Source organism: Patescibacteria group bacterium, assembly GCA_034520665.1.
In the GTDB taxonomy this organism is placed as follows: domain Bacteria; phylum Patescibacteriota; class Patescibacteriia; order JAXHNJ01; family JAXHNJ01; genus JAXHNJ01.
On the sequence record JAXHNJ010000002.1, the window covers coordinates 141,064 to 157,281 of the forward strand.

Below are 16,218 nucleotides of genomic sequence, written 5' to 3' on the forward strand. Positions count from 1 at the left end.
GGGGTGGTTAAAGTTAAAAGTATTTTTAATACCGAAAAATCTTGCCTTTAGGTCCAGGCGAAAAAGAAAGACTTAAAGGACTGCCGATAAATTTCTCCATGAAATTTATCAATTGACAGAGATCAGGCGGCAGCTCTTCTTCTTTTTCAAGCCCAGCCAGTGAAACACCACTAAAATCCATTTCAAAAGAAGTATTAATAGTTTCCGCCCTATAGAGCAATTCAGCCGGGGTTGGAAAAACTAGATCAGGCACCTGACGATCACGGATTTTGTAGCCGAGACAAAGCGGTAGTTTTATTTTCAACCCGGAAAGCAAATCAAGCCGAGTAAGAACAATACTGTCAGCTCCGTTAGTCTTAGCAGCACATCTAGTCAGATGAAGATCCGGATAGCCAACTTCTCTTCCCCGATGTGTTGTCGCTCCCAATTCATTACCTAAAGCCATAAAGTATTGCGCTATTTCTTGGTCACTGGCCTGATCAGAATTTATCTTTTCTTTCAACCGCGAAAGAAAAATTTCTCTTTCATTCTGGTCACACTCGTCCAGTCCAGAAAAAAGCTCTGGATGCTCAAGGGAAAAATTCTCAGCTTCCTGGCGATCCCATAAGCCCGTAGGAAAAGGTCCAGCCCCAACTCTGGTTGGTAAAAGTTTAGTAACCATTATTGAAGGGCCAAAATACTTCATCGGTACTCCGGGGCAGTAAGCAGCGGCCGCAGAAATAGTTTCCGTGGAAGAAGACCAAGGGTAAGTGCCAGAAAAATGAATGCCAAAGCCCTGAGTCAGACCAAAAAGGGTTGGCTTTTTCTTTTCAGCCAGGTCATGAATAATCGGAGCCGTATCAACTACATACTCTTTAATTCTTTTTCCCTGATCTATTAGCCGTTCAATCTCTTCTTGAGCCTTATAATCTTCCTTTCTGATCAATCCCTGATTATCCATAGCTTTTATTATTGGCTCCATAAACCTATAAGCCTCTTTAACATAGCGGGAAACAAGATCCGACTCAAAAAGATGTCCTATCAACAAATTAAGCTTTAGACAGCTAAACGCCGACATGGGACCGATTCCTCGTCCGGTTGGTTTAACTCCGTGTTTGCCCTTAATATGCTCAATCCACATTTCACAGAGACGGTGAATAGCCAGATGAACCGGGGCTTTACGGCTAATGTAAAGCGGCTGCTTTGGTGTTTGACAAACACTCAAAATTCCGCTTATTTCACTAATCAGTCTTTCTAAATCTGTCAGAACACGATCTCCAATTATGGCAATTTTTCCGTCAGCCCAGCCAGTGGGAACTTGATGAAAAACCAGTTTATGAAGTTTATTATCTTTTCCTCTGACATACCTTGTTCGACCGGTATTAGCTCCGCCGGAAACTCTGACCACAGCTTCGAAAAAATCAATGATAGCTGATTCAACCGCTCCTTTACCATTATCTCCAAATTGATCACCAGCCAAAACTGTAAAAGGACGGCTGTCATGCTTAAACCAGAGCCAATTAAGATATTCTTCAGCACTACGCTGCTTCATCTTACACCTCCCCGGTAATTTTCTTCTTCTCGGATAATATTAATATCATGCGGATGACTTTCACGCAGGCCTGAACCAGTAACTATTCTGAAACGAGCCTTTTCTTTTAGCTCTTTAATTATTTCGCATCCGCAATAACCCATACCGGATCTAAGACCGCCAATTAGCTGATAAACTACACTAGCCATAGTTCCTGCATAAGAAATATTACCCTCAATCCCCTCGGCTACAAATTTATGTTCCGGTTGTCCTTCCTGACGATATCTTTCAGCTGAACCTTCTTTCATAGCTCCAGAGGAACCCATGCCACGATAGATCTTATAACTCTTACCCTGATGATAAATTATCTCACCAGGAGCTTCATCAGTGCCAGAAAATAAGCTGCCAATCATAACACTACTAGCACCGCCAGCAATAGCTTTGACAATATCACCTGAATACTTAATACCGCCATCAGCAATAACTGGAACTTCTCCAGCTACTGCTACTGCTTCCATAATAGCCGTCATCTGCGGTATGCCAATACCAGCTACCACTCTTGTGGTACAAATAGCACTGGGACCCTGACCTACTTTTATAGCGTCAGCTCCCCATTTAACTAAATCCTTAACTGCTTCGGGAGTGCTAATATTACCGGCAATCACTGGTATTTTTGGGTAAAATTCAGCCATCTTTGTTAACATATTTTTCATGTTAACTGTATGGCCATGAGCTGTGTCTATGACAATAACATCAACACCAGCTTCAACCAAAGCCTCAACTCTTGCTTTGTGTTTATGCCAAATATCGCCTACTGCCGCTCCGACTAAAAGCCGTTTGTTTTCATCTAAAACGGCCTCTGGATGCTGCTGCCTTTTTTTAATGTCTACCGCGGTAAACATGCCAGCTAGTTTTCCATCTTTAGTCTTAATAGGCAGTTTTTCCACTCGGTTTTCCAGCATAATCTTCTGGGCTTCTTCTTCTTTCATTTCTTCACCAGCACAAATAACTTGACTGGTCATAACCTCTTTAACCTTAAGATTATCATTTTTACAGCTGGAAACATCCCGGTTGGTAATAATGCCGCAGAGATTATCATTTTTATCAAGAACCGGCAGTCCGGAAATTTTCTTACTTTTCATAACCTCTTTAACTTCTCCCACAGAAACTTCTTTATTAGTATAAATGGGGTCAGAAATTACCGAATTCATCCAGCGCTTTACTGATTTAACCTGGCTGGCCTGTTCCTCCAGTCTAAGATTTTTATGAATTATGCCGATACCACCAGCTAGAGCCAAAGCAATAGCTAATTCTTTTTCTGTTACTGTATCCATGGCTGCTGAAACCAACGGAATCTTAAGCTTAATTTCTTTTTTATTCTCACCACCTTTAGTTAATAATGTTTCAGTATTAATTTCCTTCGGTCCTACCCTAGAAAAATCCGGATAAAGAGTAAGATCATCAAAGGTTAAAGACGTCCTTACTGGATCAATAACTTTACCTTTAATATATTCTTTTGTCACTCTTCTCACATCTCTACTCATAGCAGTCTACCTCCTTATTGTGTAAAACACTTTTTTTCAAAGAACTAACTTAAAAAATATTGTTCCTTACTTTACCAATATTTAAATTATTTGTCAACTCGTCAAAATTTCTTTGAAATTTATTCGGATCAACAAAAAAAAGCCTTTTTCAAGGCTAAATTACTTAATATCTCGATCACTTAGTATCTTAATATCTACCCCCTCCCCCATAACTCAATACCCAAATCATCCCCAAAAAAATAAAGCAATACAATAACAATAATTAATAAAATAATAGCCCAAAATAATTTAAAAAATTTAAATCCCTTTTTTAGATTCTCTTTAATTGGATTATGCACTTCCCCTTGATAAAGCACTTTATCCTTAACTTTTTGGTATTGTTTTTGATCCATAAAAAAAGAAACCCCAAGAATCAAATCTTGGGGTTGAAATCATTGGCCGATTGGCTATCAGTAATAAAACACTGATGGTCATTTATAATAACCGGTATAAATAATGTATTACCGGGAATATCTGATTTTGATATTTTAATCTTTTTCTTTAGAAGAATAAGAGACATCTTTTCAAATATCCTTTCGAATTTGGACAAAGAAAAAACTTTTAAAATATCAGTTTCCCGAACCGGGTCCTCTAATACGGCTTTTTTTGCCGCATCTACTATTTTTTTACCTACATTTAATTTAGCCATTTTCAATTTCCTCCATAACTATAAATGATAAAGGGCACAATATTTCAATCTAGCTTAGCATAATATAATAATTATGTCAAGTTTCTTTCAATTAAGCCCTCTTGATTAAATTTTATCTTTAATTTTCTAATAAAATCGTCATCTTTGGGTAATTTTTCAGTTATTCTTTGGCCATTTCTTATAACTTCTTGAGTATAAATTTCATCCTCATCACCAGATAAACGGGTTTTTTTTGATTCTCCAAAATCAATTAAATAAACTTTATTCTCTGAATCAATCATTACATTTTTAAAATCCAAGTCCCTGTGATAAACTCCGGCTTGATGAGCAATTTTAATTTGTTTTTTCAGGTCTTCAATAATATTATCAAAATCTTCTTTTTTTATTTTTTCATCTTTATCCTTTAATCTATCTATATATTCTTCAAAATTAGACCCGTCAACAGTTTCCATAACCATTAATTTTTCTAGATTATCATCACCATCCCCTTCAATATACATAAATGGCAAAGGAGTGCGACCGCCAGCTTCATAAAAATCTGTTTGTATATAGTATTCCTTCTCCAAAGAATTCATTGAGACTTCAGGACGATAATTATTTTTTACACAAACATTACACCCAAATCTCTTCGCTGATGCATACCAAACTTCCCCAATATTACCCCTGCCTAGTTTTTCTTCTTTTTCATATTTTTCTTTCAAAAACTTAATAGCCTCACGAGCAAATATTTCTTTTAGCTCTTCAGTTTCAATATTCAATGCTTTTTTTATTTCATCAGGTATATGTTCGGAGACTTCTACTCTCATATTTTATTCTTCCTTGGGTTTATCAATTTCCAGTGGCTCAATTTCCCCTCCCTCGCCGGTTATTTTTAAAATATCTTTATCAATTTTTTTAAATTCTTTACTAGTTTGATTATAACTATTAACCGCTGTGCCTAATTGATTACCTAATTTTTGCATATAACTATCAAAATTAAGAATATGCTTGCCTAATTTTTCCACGTTTTTACGAATTTCCTTGGTAGATTCTTCAATTTGTAAAGCCCTCAACCCTTGAAGTACCATTTGTAAATAGGCCATAAAAGTAGTCGGTGAAACTACAATAACATGCTTATCTTTAAAGGCATATTCAATTAGGTCACGGGTGGAAATTTTGACCGCCCCTATTTTATTAACCAATAAATCATAATAAATGGCTTCGGAAGGAATAAACATAAAAGCAAAATCATAAGTCTTTTCATCCGGACGGACATACTTAGAGGTTTCATCAATACGGTTTTTTAAATCTTGTTTAAATAATTTTTCTAGCTCTTTTCTTCGCGTCTCATCATGCTCCTCAACGATTTTATTATAATTTTCCAGAGAAAACTTGGAATCAACCGGGATAATTTTATCTTTAACAAAAATAACAGCGTCTACGATTTCCCCATTTTTAAATTTGTATTGCATCTGGAAGCTAGCTGGTGGCAGAACATTCTTTAAAACTGTTTCCAGATAATATTCGCCTAAAACTCCTCTTTGTTTGGGATTTTTCAAAATATCCTGCAAAGACTTAAGCTGGTCAGAAAAATTTAAAACCTGTTTATTGGTCTCATCCAATTTAGTTAATTTTTCGGTCACTTCACGGATAATCTGCGCGTCTTGACTTCTTTGCGAGGCAAACATTTTAGTTGATTCCGTTAGTTTGGTGTCAAGAGTTTTGTTGATTTCATTGATTTGATTCTGCAGCATAACTAAAGACTGGCTGTCTTTGTCCAGTTGACTAACCTTATTGAGGCGTTTATTTAACAAATAATAAACAAAACCTGCCAAACTAACTCCCACTATAAAGATACTGATTATTATATATATTGTTTCCATATTAATTTAATTTATCACATTATTATATTACAAAATAAATAAAGAATCAACTCCCCTAAGTCACCAATTAACTAATTTCAGCCAAAGGCTGATTCGCCTCTGGCGAAAACTATTTAACTAATTTTATATTCTAAAAAATTCTTCAGCATTTTTGGTAGTTTGGCTGGCTACTTTTTGGTAACTAATACCTCTAATTTCAGCTATTTTTTTGGCTACTTCTTCCACATAAACCGGCCGACAACGTTGCCCCCGATAAGGCTCTGGCGATAAATAAGGCGCGTCAGTTTCGATAAACATTCTTTCCAAGGGCATTTTTTCAATCACTTTTATTAACTCTTTATCATCACTAAAAGTAATAATACCGGTAAATCCTAAATATAAACCCAAATCTAAAAAATTCTGGGCAAATTTCATATTACCCAAATAACAATGAACCACTGCCTTTAAATCTTTTTCTTTTTTTAAAACGTTAAGTAAATCATTATAGGCATCACGGCAGTGTAAAATTAGAGGTTTTCTTAGCTCTTGAGAAATAATAATTTGTTTTTTCAGTAGTTCTTTTTGGTTTTCTTTAATCTCATTTTCTTCTTCCGGAGTATCCGCCCAAAGCTGATAATAATCAAGGCCGGTTTCTCCAATAGCCACTGCCTTGCTGTCTTTGGCCAGCTCTAAATATTCTTCCCTAATAAATTCTTCGTCGGTTAAATGAGTCGGGTGTAGCCCGACCGAAGCAAAAACATTTTCATATTGATGGGCAATGCTTAGAGCCTGACGGCTAGTTTCAATTTGTGAACCGACGGTTATCAATTTCATATTTTTAGCCATAGCTTCATCAACTACTTTTTGGTAGTCTTTGTTAAAGGCTTCAAAATTTATATGGCAATGGGTATCAATAAGCATATTTTTACATTAAGTCATTAACTTTTCTTAAAGCTTTGGGAAAAAGAGGCACTATCCAGCTAGCAAAAGCAACAAAAAATCCCACTAAAGACGAAGTGGCAAAAGTATCTTCAAAAATAGTGCCGGTAGAAGCATTTTTAATAAAATTTAATACTATTCCTAAAAATAAAGCACCTTCAATAGCTCCTAAAATTAGACCGGTTATCCGGTTTAAAGATTTTAGTCCCGGTAAAAAAGCGGCAATATTAAAAGCTTTGTGAATTATTTGAAATAAAAGCCCGGTCAGTTTAACAATCAAAATAAAAAGTAAAATAAATACAATAATCCGGGTAGCTGGAGTTTCATTCATACCCAGCATTGGTATTACCTGGTCATACCAGCGGGAAGCCAATATAGCTCCTAAAAAAATGCCAACAATCGAGCCTAAGGTCTGAACTAAGCCCCGCCAAAAACCAAACCAGCAAAAGCCAAAGAAAATTATTAAAATAGCTAGATCAAAAAATTTCATAATATTTATTCTTTAATTCTCGGGAACAAAGCTTCCGACTTAGTTATTTTATCACAAACTATTAAATTAGTAATCTTGGCCGAAGTATTGGGCATAAAGGGTTTTAAAGCTTTAGCTATATGACAAAGAAGACTAGCTAGAGAGCTTAAAAGCTTATTCAAATTTTCTTCATCTTTTTTCTCATCACTTTTGGCTAGTTGCCAAGGTTCATTTTTATCTATCTGCTGGTTAGCCCAGGTTACTGTTTTCATTATTTCCAAAAGCGCCTGGTCAAAAGAGTAATCTTCTATTAATTTTGTCACTTTTTCTAAAGAGCGAGGCGATTTAACAAACTCGGGTATTTTTCCTTTACAATACTTTTCTATCATGTTAGTTACACGGTTAACCAGATTACCCAGGTTATTGGCCAGATCAGCGTTGTATTTATCATGAAATCTTTTCTCATCCATATCTCCGTCAGAGCCAAAAGGAAACTGGGAAATCAGTAAATAGCGGGTAGCATCTACTCCGTATTTTTTTACCATTTCATTCGGATCAATAACATTACCCAGAGTCTTACTCATTTTCTGGCCATTAATGGTAAAAAAGCCATGGACAAACTGTTCATGTGGCACTTCTTCACCAGTAGCTATTAAAAGCGCCGGCCAAAAAAGGGCGTGAAATTTAAGAATATCCTTGGCCATCAAATGAACATCAGCCGGCCACCATTTCTTGAACTTTTTTTCATCATGGCCATAGCCAATAAAAGAAATATAATTTTGCAAGGCCTCTACCCAGACATAAACGGTTTGCTTTTTATCAAAAGGCAAGGCAAGACCCCACTTAACTTTTTCCCGAGAGATAGAAAAATCCTCCAGACCCTGATCAATTAAAGATATAATTTCATTTTTGCGCCCTTCGGGCTTAATTTTCATCTCGCCTTTTTCTATTTTTTCTTTAACCTGATCCGCGTATTTTGAAAGTTTGAAAAAATAATTTTTTTCTTTAACCTTATCCGGTTTTCGGTTATGATCGGGACATTTACCGTTAACCAGTTCTTTTTTGGTAATAAACTTTTCACAACCCGGACAATAAAGTCCTTCGTATTCTTTTTCATAAACCGCCCCAGCCTCTTTTAATTTTTTCATAAATATATCCACTGATTCTTCGTGCTTTTTATCAGTAGTACGGGCAAAATCATTATAATCAATATTTAAATTTTTCCAAGTTTTTTTAAAAAGACTGGCTACTTCATCAGCAAATTCCTGAGGTGTTTTATCTTCTTTCAGAGCACTTTCAGCAACTTTAGTGCCATGTTCATCTGTCCCGGTTAAAAAAAAGACATTTTCTTCGCCTAATTTATCTCTATAATAACGAGCCAGTATATCAGCCGCCAAAGTAGTATAAGCATGACCAATGTGAGGTTTATCGTTCACATAATAAATGGGCGTAGTAATATAAAACTTATTTCTCTTTTTCATAAATTTATCCTATTTAATTTAACCTCGACCTGAGCTCCGCCTGCAGTGAGCAAAGTCAAATCGCCGAAGGGTGAGGCTTGTCATTCACATAATAAATGGGCGTGGTAATATAGAATCTATTTTTTATTTAATCAGTCATAATATTTGACTTATCGATAATTCCATCATCATAAGCTAAACATCTACAACTAGGTCTAATCCCGTTCTGCCTATAATTATTTTACCATGATCATTTAATATATTCTAAACTTCTCCTACATGTATTTAAGAATTTTTAATTCAACAAGAATGGTAATTGAAGCTAAGTGTTTCTTGGTAGTCATATATTTATTTATTTTTATTAAATTCGTTAATTATATCTTCATCATATTTTATTTGACATTTTCTATCTTGACAAAAAGCTGTGGCATATTCTAACTTTTCCCAAGGTGCTAAACCCTGACATAATCGACGTTCTTGTTTTTTTTCAACATAACTTTGCTGATCTCGTTCTTTCCATTCTCCATACCAATTTTTATTAATAGCATAAATATATCGACACCAACTTGTACTAACTGGCAAACAATCTTCATCTTTAACACAATCATGTATATTTTCTCCTCTGTATACTGCTTCTTCTGAAGAACTTCGCTGTGATAAATACCAAAAAATAGTCCAAAATAGACCAAATAAAAATATTATTAAAATTAAAAATATTAAATAACCCTTTTTCATAAATTTAATTTATTTTTGACACCCCTTGACAAAGTTATATATCATGATAGTATACTTGGTTAAAATCAGCTATTAGTTCTTTTTATTATTATCTCAGCAGAAAGGGAATGATCGTGGATAAAGATAGATCAACACTCGATATTATGAACTTCTTTACACAAGTACATGATAAGTTATCACTGCACAAATTTTTTATTAATTGCCCTGAGGGCTCAATCTTTACTGAGGGTTTAAACTTATATGAAGCTAAAAAAGCTATTTGGTTTCATATCGGCTCACTTCATCATAGACTCTCAATCTCAAATCTTCAATTTATTATAAGAATCTGTGAAAGGGACATAGTACCACCGGGCGTAAAAATCTCTTTTAATAAATTAGGTTTCTGGCCTGATCACAAAAGAAATAATGATTTTTTGCACAAGTTGGCTCGAGAAAAAAGAATTGTGGCCAAGGAAATGGCTAAAAGAACTAAAAGCCAAAAGCACAAAACTCAGTAAATTCATAGAACCTTGAGAAAAGCCTTCTGTCTTATGGCAGAGGCTTTTTTTTATTAAGCCGCAATCAAAACCACAAACTCTCCTTTAACCTTATCTTTATTATTTTCAAAGTAATTATAAACATAATCTATATCACCCCGAATAACTTCCTCGTGAATTTTTGTCATTTCCCGGGCTACCACCACTTTTCTTTTTTTATCTAAATATTTTGATAAACTTTTTAAGGTTTTTAAAATACGATAAGGTGATTCAAAGAAAATTATGGTATGATCAGATTGTGCTATTTCTTTAAAAAGTTTTTGCCGGCCTTTTTTATGGGGTAAAAACCCTAAAAACTCAAAATGATCACTAGGTAGGCCGGAAATTGAAACAGCCGCTGTTAGCGCTGAAGAACCCGGCACCGTTAAGACTTTAACTTTATCTTCTAACTTATTATATATTTCTTCCAGTAATTTTCCTCCCGGATCAGCTATACCCGGCGTACCGGCGTCAGAAACCAAAGCGGCTGACTGGCCAGAAGATAATTTCTCAATTATTTTATCAATCTTTCCTATTTTTGAATGCTGATGATAGCTAACCAGCGGTTTTTTAATATCATAATAGTTAAGCAGCTTTAAAGTATGACGCGTATCCTCACAAATTATAAAATCAACTTTTTTAAAAACTAACAAAGCCCGTCTGGAAATATCTTTTAAATTACCAATGGGTGTCGAAACTATATAAAGTTTAGTCATTTTAAAAATTAATAAATAATAACCCAAATTAATTAAAAGCTGGGATTTTTTTATTTAAATAATATTTAGCCAATTTCATCTGGTTCCAGAGATTCATCTTTTTTCTTTTTTTCTTTGTAAAAATCCTTAATAAATTCATCGCCGATAATAGTAATCGGAATAGCCAGTATTACTCCTAAAATACCCATCAGTCTGGCGCCAAGGAGCATCACAATAATGATCACAATTGGGTTTAAACCGGTGGTTCTTTGCATTATTTTAGGTACCAGCAAATTATTTTCAAGCTGCTGAATAATTATATACAAAATAATAACAAAAAGGGCTTTCCAGGGTGAAATAGTCAAGGCAATTAAAACAGCCGGCACCGCTCCAATGATTGGCCCGGCATAAGGAATAAACTCAGTCAAACCAGCGATTAGGCCTAAAACCAAAGCATAAGGAATACCTAGAATTACTAAACCAATAAAAGAAGCCACCCCAATAATCAAACTTAATATCAGCTGCCCTTTTACCCACTTAGAAAGACGAACTTGAATACGGCTGAGCAACTGCATTAAATAAGGCTGATAATGAGACGGCGAAACAGCTTGAATAAATTTATTTAATCCATCTTCAATTAAAGTAATATAAAAGGTTAAAACTAAAATTCCAATCAAAGAAAAAAGTCCGCCAAAAATACCCGAAAGACCAGCAAATATACTATTAGTAATATTCCCCAAGGCGGAAATAGTTGATTGCAAGCCCTGCTGAATAGTTTCAGCCAATTGCTGGCTTTGCTCTCCCCCACTAGTTAAGCTGTTGGAAATTTTATCATAAATGGCGGGAAAATTCTGGGAAAACTGAGCAATTTGATTAGTCATAGCCGGAATAATCAAGGCAATAGCCAAACTGACTAAGCCAAAAATAATAGTATATATAATAATAATACTTAAAATTCGGGGCACTCCCTTTTTCTGAAATTTATCCACCCAGGGGTTAATAGCCGTGGCAATAACAGCCGAAACAAAAACAATAATAATAACATCACGCACATAAAAAATGAAAAGCAAGGCTAAAATAACCAGGATAATCTTTATCAGGCTTTTCATGGAAATATCTACTTTTTTGTTTGTTATTTCCGGCATAAACTTATCTATATTATAAAATTATTTAAGCTTTTGGTCAATAAATTTTTCAAATTTTGCCTTATCTCTAAAAGGTCCAATAATAGCCAAATTTAAGCGTTTCTTCTTTATTATTTTTCCAACCACTCTTTTTATATCACTAGTTTTAACTTTTTCTATCTTTTTAATTTTTTCCTCCGGACTTTCAACCTTACCAGTTAGAACAAACTGCTTGGTAAAATAAGAGGCTATCTGGCTAGAGTCTTCCATAGAGAGTATCATTTTTCCTTTTAAAAATTCTTTGGCCTTTTTCAATTCTTTGGATTTAACTCCTTTGTACTTCAGGTTTTTTAGTTCCTGCCAAATAAGTTTCAGCGCCTGGAAAATTCTTCGCTTATCCAAGCCAGCCTGGATAAAAAGATTGCCGGTATCCTCATAAATATTAGGCGTGGATCTGATAAAATAACAAAGGCCTTTTCTTTCCCGAATATTTATAAATAAACGAGAGCTCATTGAACCACCTAAAATAATACCTAAAAGATAAAGCACATAAATATCTTTGTGAAAATAAGAAAAAGCAGGAAAACCTAAAGCCATTTGAACTTGGTCTGTTTCTTTGTAATTTATTTTAACCCGGCGTTTTTTTTGTTGGTGCCTATACTTTTTAAATTTACTTAAAGGCTTTTTATTTTTGCTGGAAAAGTATTTTTCAGCCAGACTTTTTATCTTTTTTTCAGAAAATCTTCCAGCCACCCCAATAGACATATTTTTCGGATGATAAAACTTATTTTTAAAACTAACTAAATCTTTTCTTTTAAAAGACTTGATATTTTCCTTGGGACCGGCAATAAAACGGCCTAAAGCACTTGAGCCATAAATTACCTGTTCAAAATATTCTTCCATATGCATCAAAGGATTGTCTTTATACATATTTATTTCTTCAATTATTACTCCTTTTTCTTTTTCAAATTCATTTTTTTCAAATTTAGAATTAAATAAAATATCAGAAAGAATATCCAAGGCTAATTCTATTTTCTTATGCTGAATCTTTATGTAATATCCCGTATAATCCTTACTAGTAAAAGCATTAAACTCGGCGCCCACACTATCAAGCTCTCGGGAAATATCTATAGTATTTGGTCTTTTTTTTGTTCCCTTAAACATCATGTGCTCAATAAAATGAGAAAGGCCGTTTTCCTTTTTTGATTCATACCGCGAGCCAATTTTAAAAATAACCAAAACAGTCACCGCCTTAGTTTCATTTTTGGGGGCTAAAATTAAAGTGGCTTTGTTTTTTAATTTAATTTTTTTGTGCATTTTTATGCTAATTTCTCTTTAATATAATCTGGCAATTCTTTTATAAAAATCCGATCTTGTTTCATGGTATCACGATCCCGCACTGTTACTTTTTTATCATCTAAAGAATCAAAATCCACCGTCACACAATAAGGCGTGCCAATTTCATCCTGACGGCGGTATCTACGGCCAATGGAAGCTGACTCATCATAAGTAATCATAAATTCTTTTCTTAAACTATGATGAATTTCTTTGGCTAATTTTTTCAAAGGCTCTTTTCTAGATAAAGGCAACACGGCCACTTTATAAGGGGCCAAATGCTTGTTTAGCCGTAAAACTACTTCTTTATTCTTAGTGCTTTTGGTAGTCTTGGTCCGGCCACCTTCCACTTCCTCATAAGCGTCCAAAAGAAAAGCTAAGGCCGGCCGCTCTACCCCAAAAGAAGGCTCAATAACATAGGGTATAAATTCTTCTTTGTCTTCTTTATATTTAAAATTATGGGCTTTTAAATCATAATCAGTACGATTAGCAATACCAATTAATTCGCTAAAACCTTCGAAAGGCCAGTTATAAAGCAAGTCAATGGTTTCCTTAGCGTAATGGGCCAGTTCTTCTTTAGATTGCTTATGTTCTTTAAGGTTTTCCTTTTTTAATCCTAAGTCCAAAAACCATTTTTTAGACTCTTTAACCCAATAGTCAAACCATTTTTTATCTTCTTTGGGATGAATAAAATATTCCAGCTCCATTTGTTCAAACTCGCGCGTGCGGAAAATGAAATTACCTGGGGTAATTTCATTACGAAAAGCTTTACCTATTTGGGCGATACCAAAAGGCAGTTTTAAGCGCTGTGAATTCATCACGTTTTCAAAATTAACAAAAATATTCTGGGCCGTTTCTGGCCGCAAGTACGCAGTCGAAGCCGAATTTTCAGCTGGCCCAACAAAAGTCTTAAACATAGTATTAAAATCCTTAGCTTTTTCTAAATCTTCGCTACCGCAATAAGGGCATGTAAAGGGTGGGGCTGAATGATCTAAAATATTATGTTCCGGCTCCTTGAAACGCCGGTGGCATTTTTTACATTCAACCAATTTATCTCTAAAATTTTTCAAATGCCCTGACTTTTCCCAAACTTCTGGATTAGTAATAATAGCACTGTCTAAACCAACCACATTATCTTTTTGCTGAACAAATTTTTGCCACCACATTTTTTTAATATTGTTTTTCAGCTCCACTCCCAAAGGTCCCCAATCCCAAAAACCTTGAAGTCCGCCGTATTTTTCGGCCGTCGGAAAAATAAAGCCTCTTGTTTTACAAAGAGAAACTAATTTTTCCATAATATTTTTTGGTCTTGACATAATATAATTCTTTTGTTAATCTTATCAGTTATAAAATTGTTTAATTGTTCTTTATTCATTTAAATACCTTAAGGAGGTATAGTAGATATGACTTGTTTTACTATTTTTTCTAAAGTTAGTTTAGCTGGAGATCCTTGCCATCAGTCCGGAGATAAAATCGGTGGTAAAAAAACCGGAATAGCTAAAGAAGATGGCTGGGGTATTATTGGCCAAACTAATATAACCAATAACATTGAATTTACACCGGGTTCAATAATAGAAATTACCGGCCAGGGTATTGAAAAAAAGATAAAAAAAGTAGAAAATCCCAAAAAAGAGGAAAATAATACCTACCGTTTTGTCGGATTAGATGTAAGGAAATTTAATAACGGAGAAAAAACTCCGGTCATTACGGTTATTCCTCTTTCTCTAGAAAGATAAACTCTTACTTAAAATCTTACCCCCCTTCGCCCAAAAAGCGAAGGGATTTTTTTATAAATAACTATATCAATTATACCTTTTTTTAGCTCTAAAATCAAGAAAAAACCATCAAATATTTAATATAATTTGATGGTTATTTATTCTGTTTTCTTTTTTTCAAATACACTTTTACTCCCATAATTGCTGCTATATAAAAAATATCATATTTTCCTTTTTCCTGAAAAGGTAATTTTGTCTTGCGAGGCCGTCTAAAAGGGGTAGTATGACTGCGCCAAACTTCTAACTTTGTTGGTATTCTCATTACATAATCCTCCTTTTTAAAAATAGCAATTAATTTAAAATTACCTTAAAAAAATAAAATAGTCAATAAAAAAAACCCCACTTAATAGCAGGGCTATAAATTTAATAATTAATTTTAAAACCAGGTGATTATTTCTGAAACTTGCTTAAGAGTATGTTTAACTTCTAGCCATTTCCCTTTGTTAATTACCTGATAAATCTGAGGAAATTTATCCATTGCTTTCAAAACACTTTTCTTTTTAAAACCTCCTTCATCAATTAAATCAAGCGCTTCTTCAATAGCTCGAAGACGTACTTTTATAAAAAAGCTGCTTTGGTTGAGAAAACTTTGGCTATTAATTAAGTAGGTAATTTCCATAATCAAATCTTCAAGCTCACCCTGAATTTTTTTTAATTTAAGAGAATTATAAGAAAAAGTAATTTGCCTGATACCTTCTAAAATATCTCCAAATCTAATAAGATCTTTGGCTTTTTGAAGCTCTTTAATACTCAGCTGGCAATTAATCAAAAAAGGTTGGAATTTAATAGTTTCCAAATCACTGATAATAGCTGAGAGCCGACCGGCCATTCTTTTTCTTACTTGGTTTTCGACCTGATAATCTCTATTGAGAGCATAATCATAAATAGCATCAAGAAAATGACAAGATGAAGCCAGCACGTACTCAGTAAAATCAAAAAGAGCTTTGGAAGTGGTTAAGCGACTGACAATTTTAGTTTCAATTTTAAGAATTTCTTCTTTTCTTTCCTGAAAGCGATTAACACCGGCTATGGTCCGGGCTCGAAAAGCACCAGGGTTTACCTGGCCTCGACTATCGGTAATCTCAGCTACTGGTTCAATTACTTTAAGCCCGGCTCTTTTTCTTTGATTACGCACCAAGCCGACAATATTAAAAATTTCGTCCACTTTACTGGCTAGTTTTTTTTCGTACTCTTCTAGATTGCCTTTTTTCAAGCCAATAATCATTAAGTTCAAATCTCGGGCTATTTTAATAGCCTCTCTCATTTTTGATTTCTCGCCATAAAAAGGCAGATTATATTGAGCCAGAATATTAACCGCCTGACGATGCACCAGATAAATAGAAGGTACTAACTGATAAAGCTTTTTCTTTTTTTTCTTTACCTGATGCCACTTTGGTACAGCCAATTGACCATTATAGGCTCCTTTTGTTATTAAAATTACATCAGTATTAAGAAGACAATAACCGTTTATACGACCACGACTGCCATAAAGTGGCCCGCTAGCCTTTTCTCCCAAAAAACTATAAGTCATTTTATATCACCTTTCTTTTTAAAGAACAAAAAACTATCTTTTTTTCAAAGATAGTTT

18 protein-coding genes are annotated in these 16,218 nt (G+C 34.4%); 2 read left to right on the forward strand and 16 right to left on the reverse strand.

The genetic code is table 11. The annotated features are described in order from the left end of the window. Positions 1 to 25 precede the first annotated feature (25 nt). The 10 genes from U5L76_03050 to U5L76_03095 form a co-directional block, all read right to left on the reverse strand. Positions 26 to 1,531, reverse strand: coding sequence for an adenylosuccinate synthetase (locus U5L76_03050; GenBank protein MDZ7798573.1), 1,506 nt, complete (start codon positions 1,529 to 1,531; stop codon positions 26 to 28). Continuing rightward, a complete protein-coding gene (gene guaB / locus U5L76_03055; protein MDZ7798574.1) occupies positions 1,528 to 3,054 on the reverse strand; it encodes an IMP dehydrogenase in 1,527 nt (508 codons plus the stop codon). The genes U5L76_03050 and guaB overlap by 4 nt, the downstream gene beginning before the upstream one ends. 194 nt (positions 3,055 to 3,248) lie before the next feature. Beyond that, a complete protein-coding gene (locus U5L76_03060) occupies positions 3,249 to 3,446 on the reverse strand; it encodes a hypothetical protein (protein MDZ7798575.1) in 198 nt (65 codons plus the stop codon). A 20-nt stretch (positions 3,447 to 3,466) separates the two neighbouring features. Further along, a complete protein-coding gene (locus tag U5L76_03065) occupies positions 3,467 to 3,742 on the reverse strand; it encodes a hypothetical protein (protein ID MDZ7798576.1) in 276 nt (91 codons plus the stop codon). Positions 3,743 to 3,813: 71 nt separating this feature from the next. Then, the gene (locus U5L76_03070; GenBank protein ID MDZ7798577.1) at positions 3,814 to 4,548 is read right to left on the reverse strand and encodes a protein kinase; all 735 of its coding nucleotides are present in this window, start codon (positions 4,546 to 4,548) and stop codon (positions 3,814 to 3,816) included. A 3-nt stretch (positions 4,549 to 4,551) separates the two neighbouring features. Then, complete coding sequence (locus U5L76_03075; GenBank protein ID MDZ7798578.1) at positions 4,552 to 5,604, reverse strand: DNA recombination protein RmuC; 1,053 nt, start codon at positions 5,602 to 5,604, stop codon at positions 4,552 to 4,554. 123 nt (positions 5,605 to 5,727) lie between these two features. Then, the gene (locus tag U5L76_03080) at positions 5,728 to 6,504 is read right to left on the reverse strand and encodes a TatD family hydrolase (protein MDZ7798579.1); all 777 of its coding nucleotides are present in this window, start codon (positions 6,502 to 6,504) and stop codon (positions 5,728 to 5,730) included. Positions 6,505 to 6,508: 4 nt separating this feature from the next. After that, positions 6,509 to 7,012, reverse strand: a complete 504-nt coding sequence (locus U5L76_03085) for a CvpA family protein (GenBank protein MDZ7798580.1) — start codon at positions 7,010 to 7,012, stop codon at positions 6,509 to 6,511. A gap of 5 nt (positions 7,013 to 7,017) precedes the next feature. After that, positions 7,018 to 8,472, reverse strand: a complete 1,455-nt coding sequence (metG, locus tag U5L76_03090) for a methionine--tRNA ligase (protein ID MDZ7798581.1) — start codon at positions 8,470 to 8,472, stop codon at positions 7,018 to 7,020. Positions 8,473 to 8,799: 327 nt separating this feature from the next. After that, complete coding sequence (locus U5L76_03095; GenBank protein ID MDZ7798582.1) at positions 8,800 to 9,186, reverse strand: hypothetical protein; 387 nt, start codon at positions 9,184 to 9,186, stop codon at positions 8,800 to 8,802. A 107-nt stretch (positions 9,187 to 9,293) separates the two neighbouring features. Here U5L76_03095 and U5L76_03100 point away from each other — a divergent pair, with 107 nt between their 5' ends. Further along, positions 9,294 to 9,683, forward strand: coding sequence for a hypothetical protein (locus tag U5L76_03100; protein MDZ7798583.1), 390 nt, complete (start codon positions 9,294 to 9,296; stop codon positions 9,681 to 9,683). Between the two features lie 53 nt (positions 9,684 to 9,736). Here U5L76_03100 and rsmI read toward each other — a convergent pair whose 3' ends face one another. The 4 genes from rsmI to U5L76_03120 all read right to left on the reverse strand — a co-directional run bounded on the left by rsmI (position 9,737) and on the right by U5L76_03120 (position 14,171). Then, entirely contained in the window at positions 9,737 to 10,417 is a 681-nt protein-coding gene (gene rsmI / locus U5L76_03105) for a 16S rRNA (cytidine(1402)-2'-O)-methyltransferase (GenBank protein ID MDZ7798584.1), read from the reverse strand. 65 nt (positions 10,418 to 10,482) lie between these two features. After that, complete coding sequence (locus U5L76_03110) at positions 10,483 to 11,541, reverse strand: AI-2E family transporter (protein ID MDZ7798585.1); 1,059 nt, start codon at positions 11,539 to 11,541, stop codon at positions 10,483 to 10,485. Between the two features lie 21 nt (positions 11,542 to 11,562). Continuing rightward, a complete protein-coding gene (locus U5L76_03115) occupies positions 11,563 to 12,837 on the reverse strand; it encodes a pitrilysin family protein (protein MDZ7798586.1) in 1,275 nt (424 codons plus the stop codon). A 2-nt stretch (positions 12,838 to 12,839) separates the two neighbouring features. Then, positions 12,840 to 14,171 carry a glycine--tRNA ligase gene (locus U5L76_03120; protein MDZ7798587.1) on the reverse strand — a complete coding sequence of 444 codons (1,332 nt, stop codon included), beginning with the start codon at positions 14,169 to 14,171 and terminating at the stop codon, positions 12,840 to 12,842. 87 nt (positions 14,172 to 14,258) lie between these two features. Here U5L76_03120 and U5L76_03125 point away from each other — a divergent pair, with 87 nt between their 5' ends. Beyond that, the gene (locus tag U5L76_03125) at positions 14,259 to 14,591 is read left to right on the forward strand and encodes a hypothetical protein (GenBank protein MDZ7798588.1); all 333 of its coding nucleotides are present in this window, start codon (positions 14,259 to 14,261) and stop codon (positions 14,589 to 14,591) included. A gap of 133 nt (positions 14,592 to 14,724) precedes the next feature. On the opposite strand, the gene U5L76_03130 is transcribed toward U5L76_03125, so the two are convergent. Together U5L76_03130 and U5L76_03135 are read right to left on the reverse strand one after the other, a co-directional pair. Continuing rightward, a complete protein-coding gene (locus U5L76_03130; GenBank protein ID MDZ7798589.1) occupies positions 14,725 to 14,892 on the reverse strand; it encodes a hypothetical protein in 168 nt (55 codons plus the stop codon). A 114-nt stretch (positions 14,893 to 15,006) separates the two neighbouring features. Next, a complete protein-coding gene (locus tag U5L76_03135; GenBank protein ID MDZ7798590.1) occupies positions 15,007 to 16,161 on the reverse strand; it encodes a hypothetical protein in 1,155 nt (384 codons plus the stop codon). Positions 16,162 to 16,218 lie beyond the last annotated feature (57 nt).

What these genes read in the sequence shown, in the direction of transcription:
- metG (MDZ7798581.1), bottom strand. Translation starts at nt 8,472, where the DNA reads ATGAAAAAGAGAAATAAGTTTTATATTACTACGCCCATTTATTATGTG.
- U5L76_03120 (MDZ7798587.1), bottom strand. Translation starts at nt 14,171, where the DNA reads ATGTCAAGACCAAAAAATATTATGGAAAAATTAGTTTCTCTTTGTAAA.
- U5L76_03095 (MDZ7798582.1), bottom strand. Translation starts at nt 9,186, where the DNA reads ATGAAAAAGGGTTATTTAATATTTTTAATTTTAATAATATTTTTATTT.
- rsmI (MDZ7798584.1), bottom strand. Translation starts at nt 10,417, where the DNA reads ATGACTAAACTTTATATAGTTTCGACACCCATTGGTAATTTAAAAGAT.
- U5L76_03070 (MDZ7798577.1), bottom strand. Translation starts at nt 4,548, where the DNA reads ATGAGAGTAGAAGTCTCCGAACATATACCTGATGAAATAAAAAAAGCA.
- U5L76_03085 (MDZ7798580.1), bottom strand. Translation starts at nt 7,012, where the DNA reads ATGAAATTTTTTGATCTAGCTATTTTAATAATTTTCTTTGGCTTTTGC.
- U5L76_03075 (MDZ7798578.1), bottom strand. Translation starts at nt 5,604, where the DNA reads ATGGAAACAATATATATAATAATCAGTATCTTTATAGTGGGAGTTAGT.
- U5L76_03080 (MDZ7798579.1), bottom strand. Translation starts at nt 6,504, where the DNA reads ATGCTTATTGATACCCATTGCCATATAAATTTTGAAGCCTTTAACAAA.
- U5L76_03135 (MDZ7798590.1), bottom strand. Translation starts at nt 16,161, where the DNA reads ATGACTTATAGTTTTTTGGGAGAAAAGGCTAGCGGGCCACTTTATGGC.
- U5L76_03050 (MDZ7798573.1), bottom strand. Translation starts at nt 1,531, where the DNA reads ATGAAGCAGCGTAGTGCTGAAGAATATCTTAATTGGCTCTGGTTTAAG.
- U5L76_03125 (MDZ7798588.1), top strand. Translation starts at nt 14,259, where the DNA reads ATGACTTGTTTTACTATTTTTTCTAAAGTTAGTTTAGCTGGAGATCCT.
- U5L76_03130 (MDZ7798589.1), bottom strand. Translation starts at nt 14,892, where the DNA reads ATGAGAATACCAACAAAGTTAGAAGTTTGGCGCAGTCATACTACCCCT.
- U5L76_03110 (MDZ7798585.1), bottom strand. Translation starts at nt 11,541, where the DNA reads ATGCCGGAAATAACAAACAAAAAAGTAGATATTTCCATGAAAAGCCTG.
- U5L76_03100 (MDZ7798583.1), top strand. Translation starts at nt 9,294, where the DNA reads ATGATCGTGGATAAAGATAGATCAACACTCGATATTATGAACTTCTTT.
- guaB (MDZ7798574.1), bottom strand. Translation starts at nt 3,054, where the DNA reads ATGAGTAGAGATGTGAGAAGAGTGACAAAAGAATATATTAAAGGTAAA.
- U5L76_03115 (MDZ7798586.1), bottom strand. Translation starts at nt 12,837, where the DNA reads ATGCACAAAAAAATTAAATTAAAAAACAAAGCCACTTTAATTTTAGCC.
- U5L76_03060 (MDZ7798575.1), bottom strand. Translation starts at nt 3,446, where the DNA reads ATGGATCAAAAACAATACCAAAAAGTTAAGGATAAAGTGCTTTATCAA.
- U5L76_03065 (MDZ7798576.1), bottom strand. Translation starts at nt 3,742, where the DNA reads ATGGCTAAATTAAATGTAGGTAAAAAAATAGTAGATGCGGCAAAAAAA.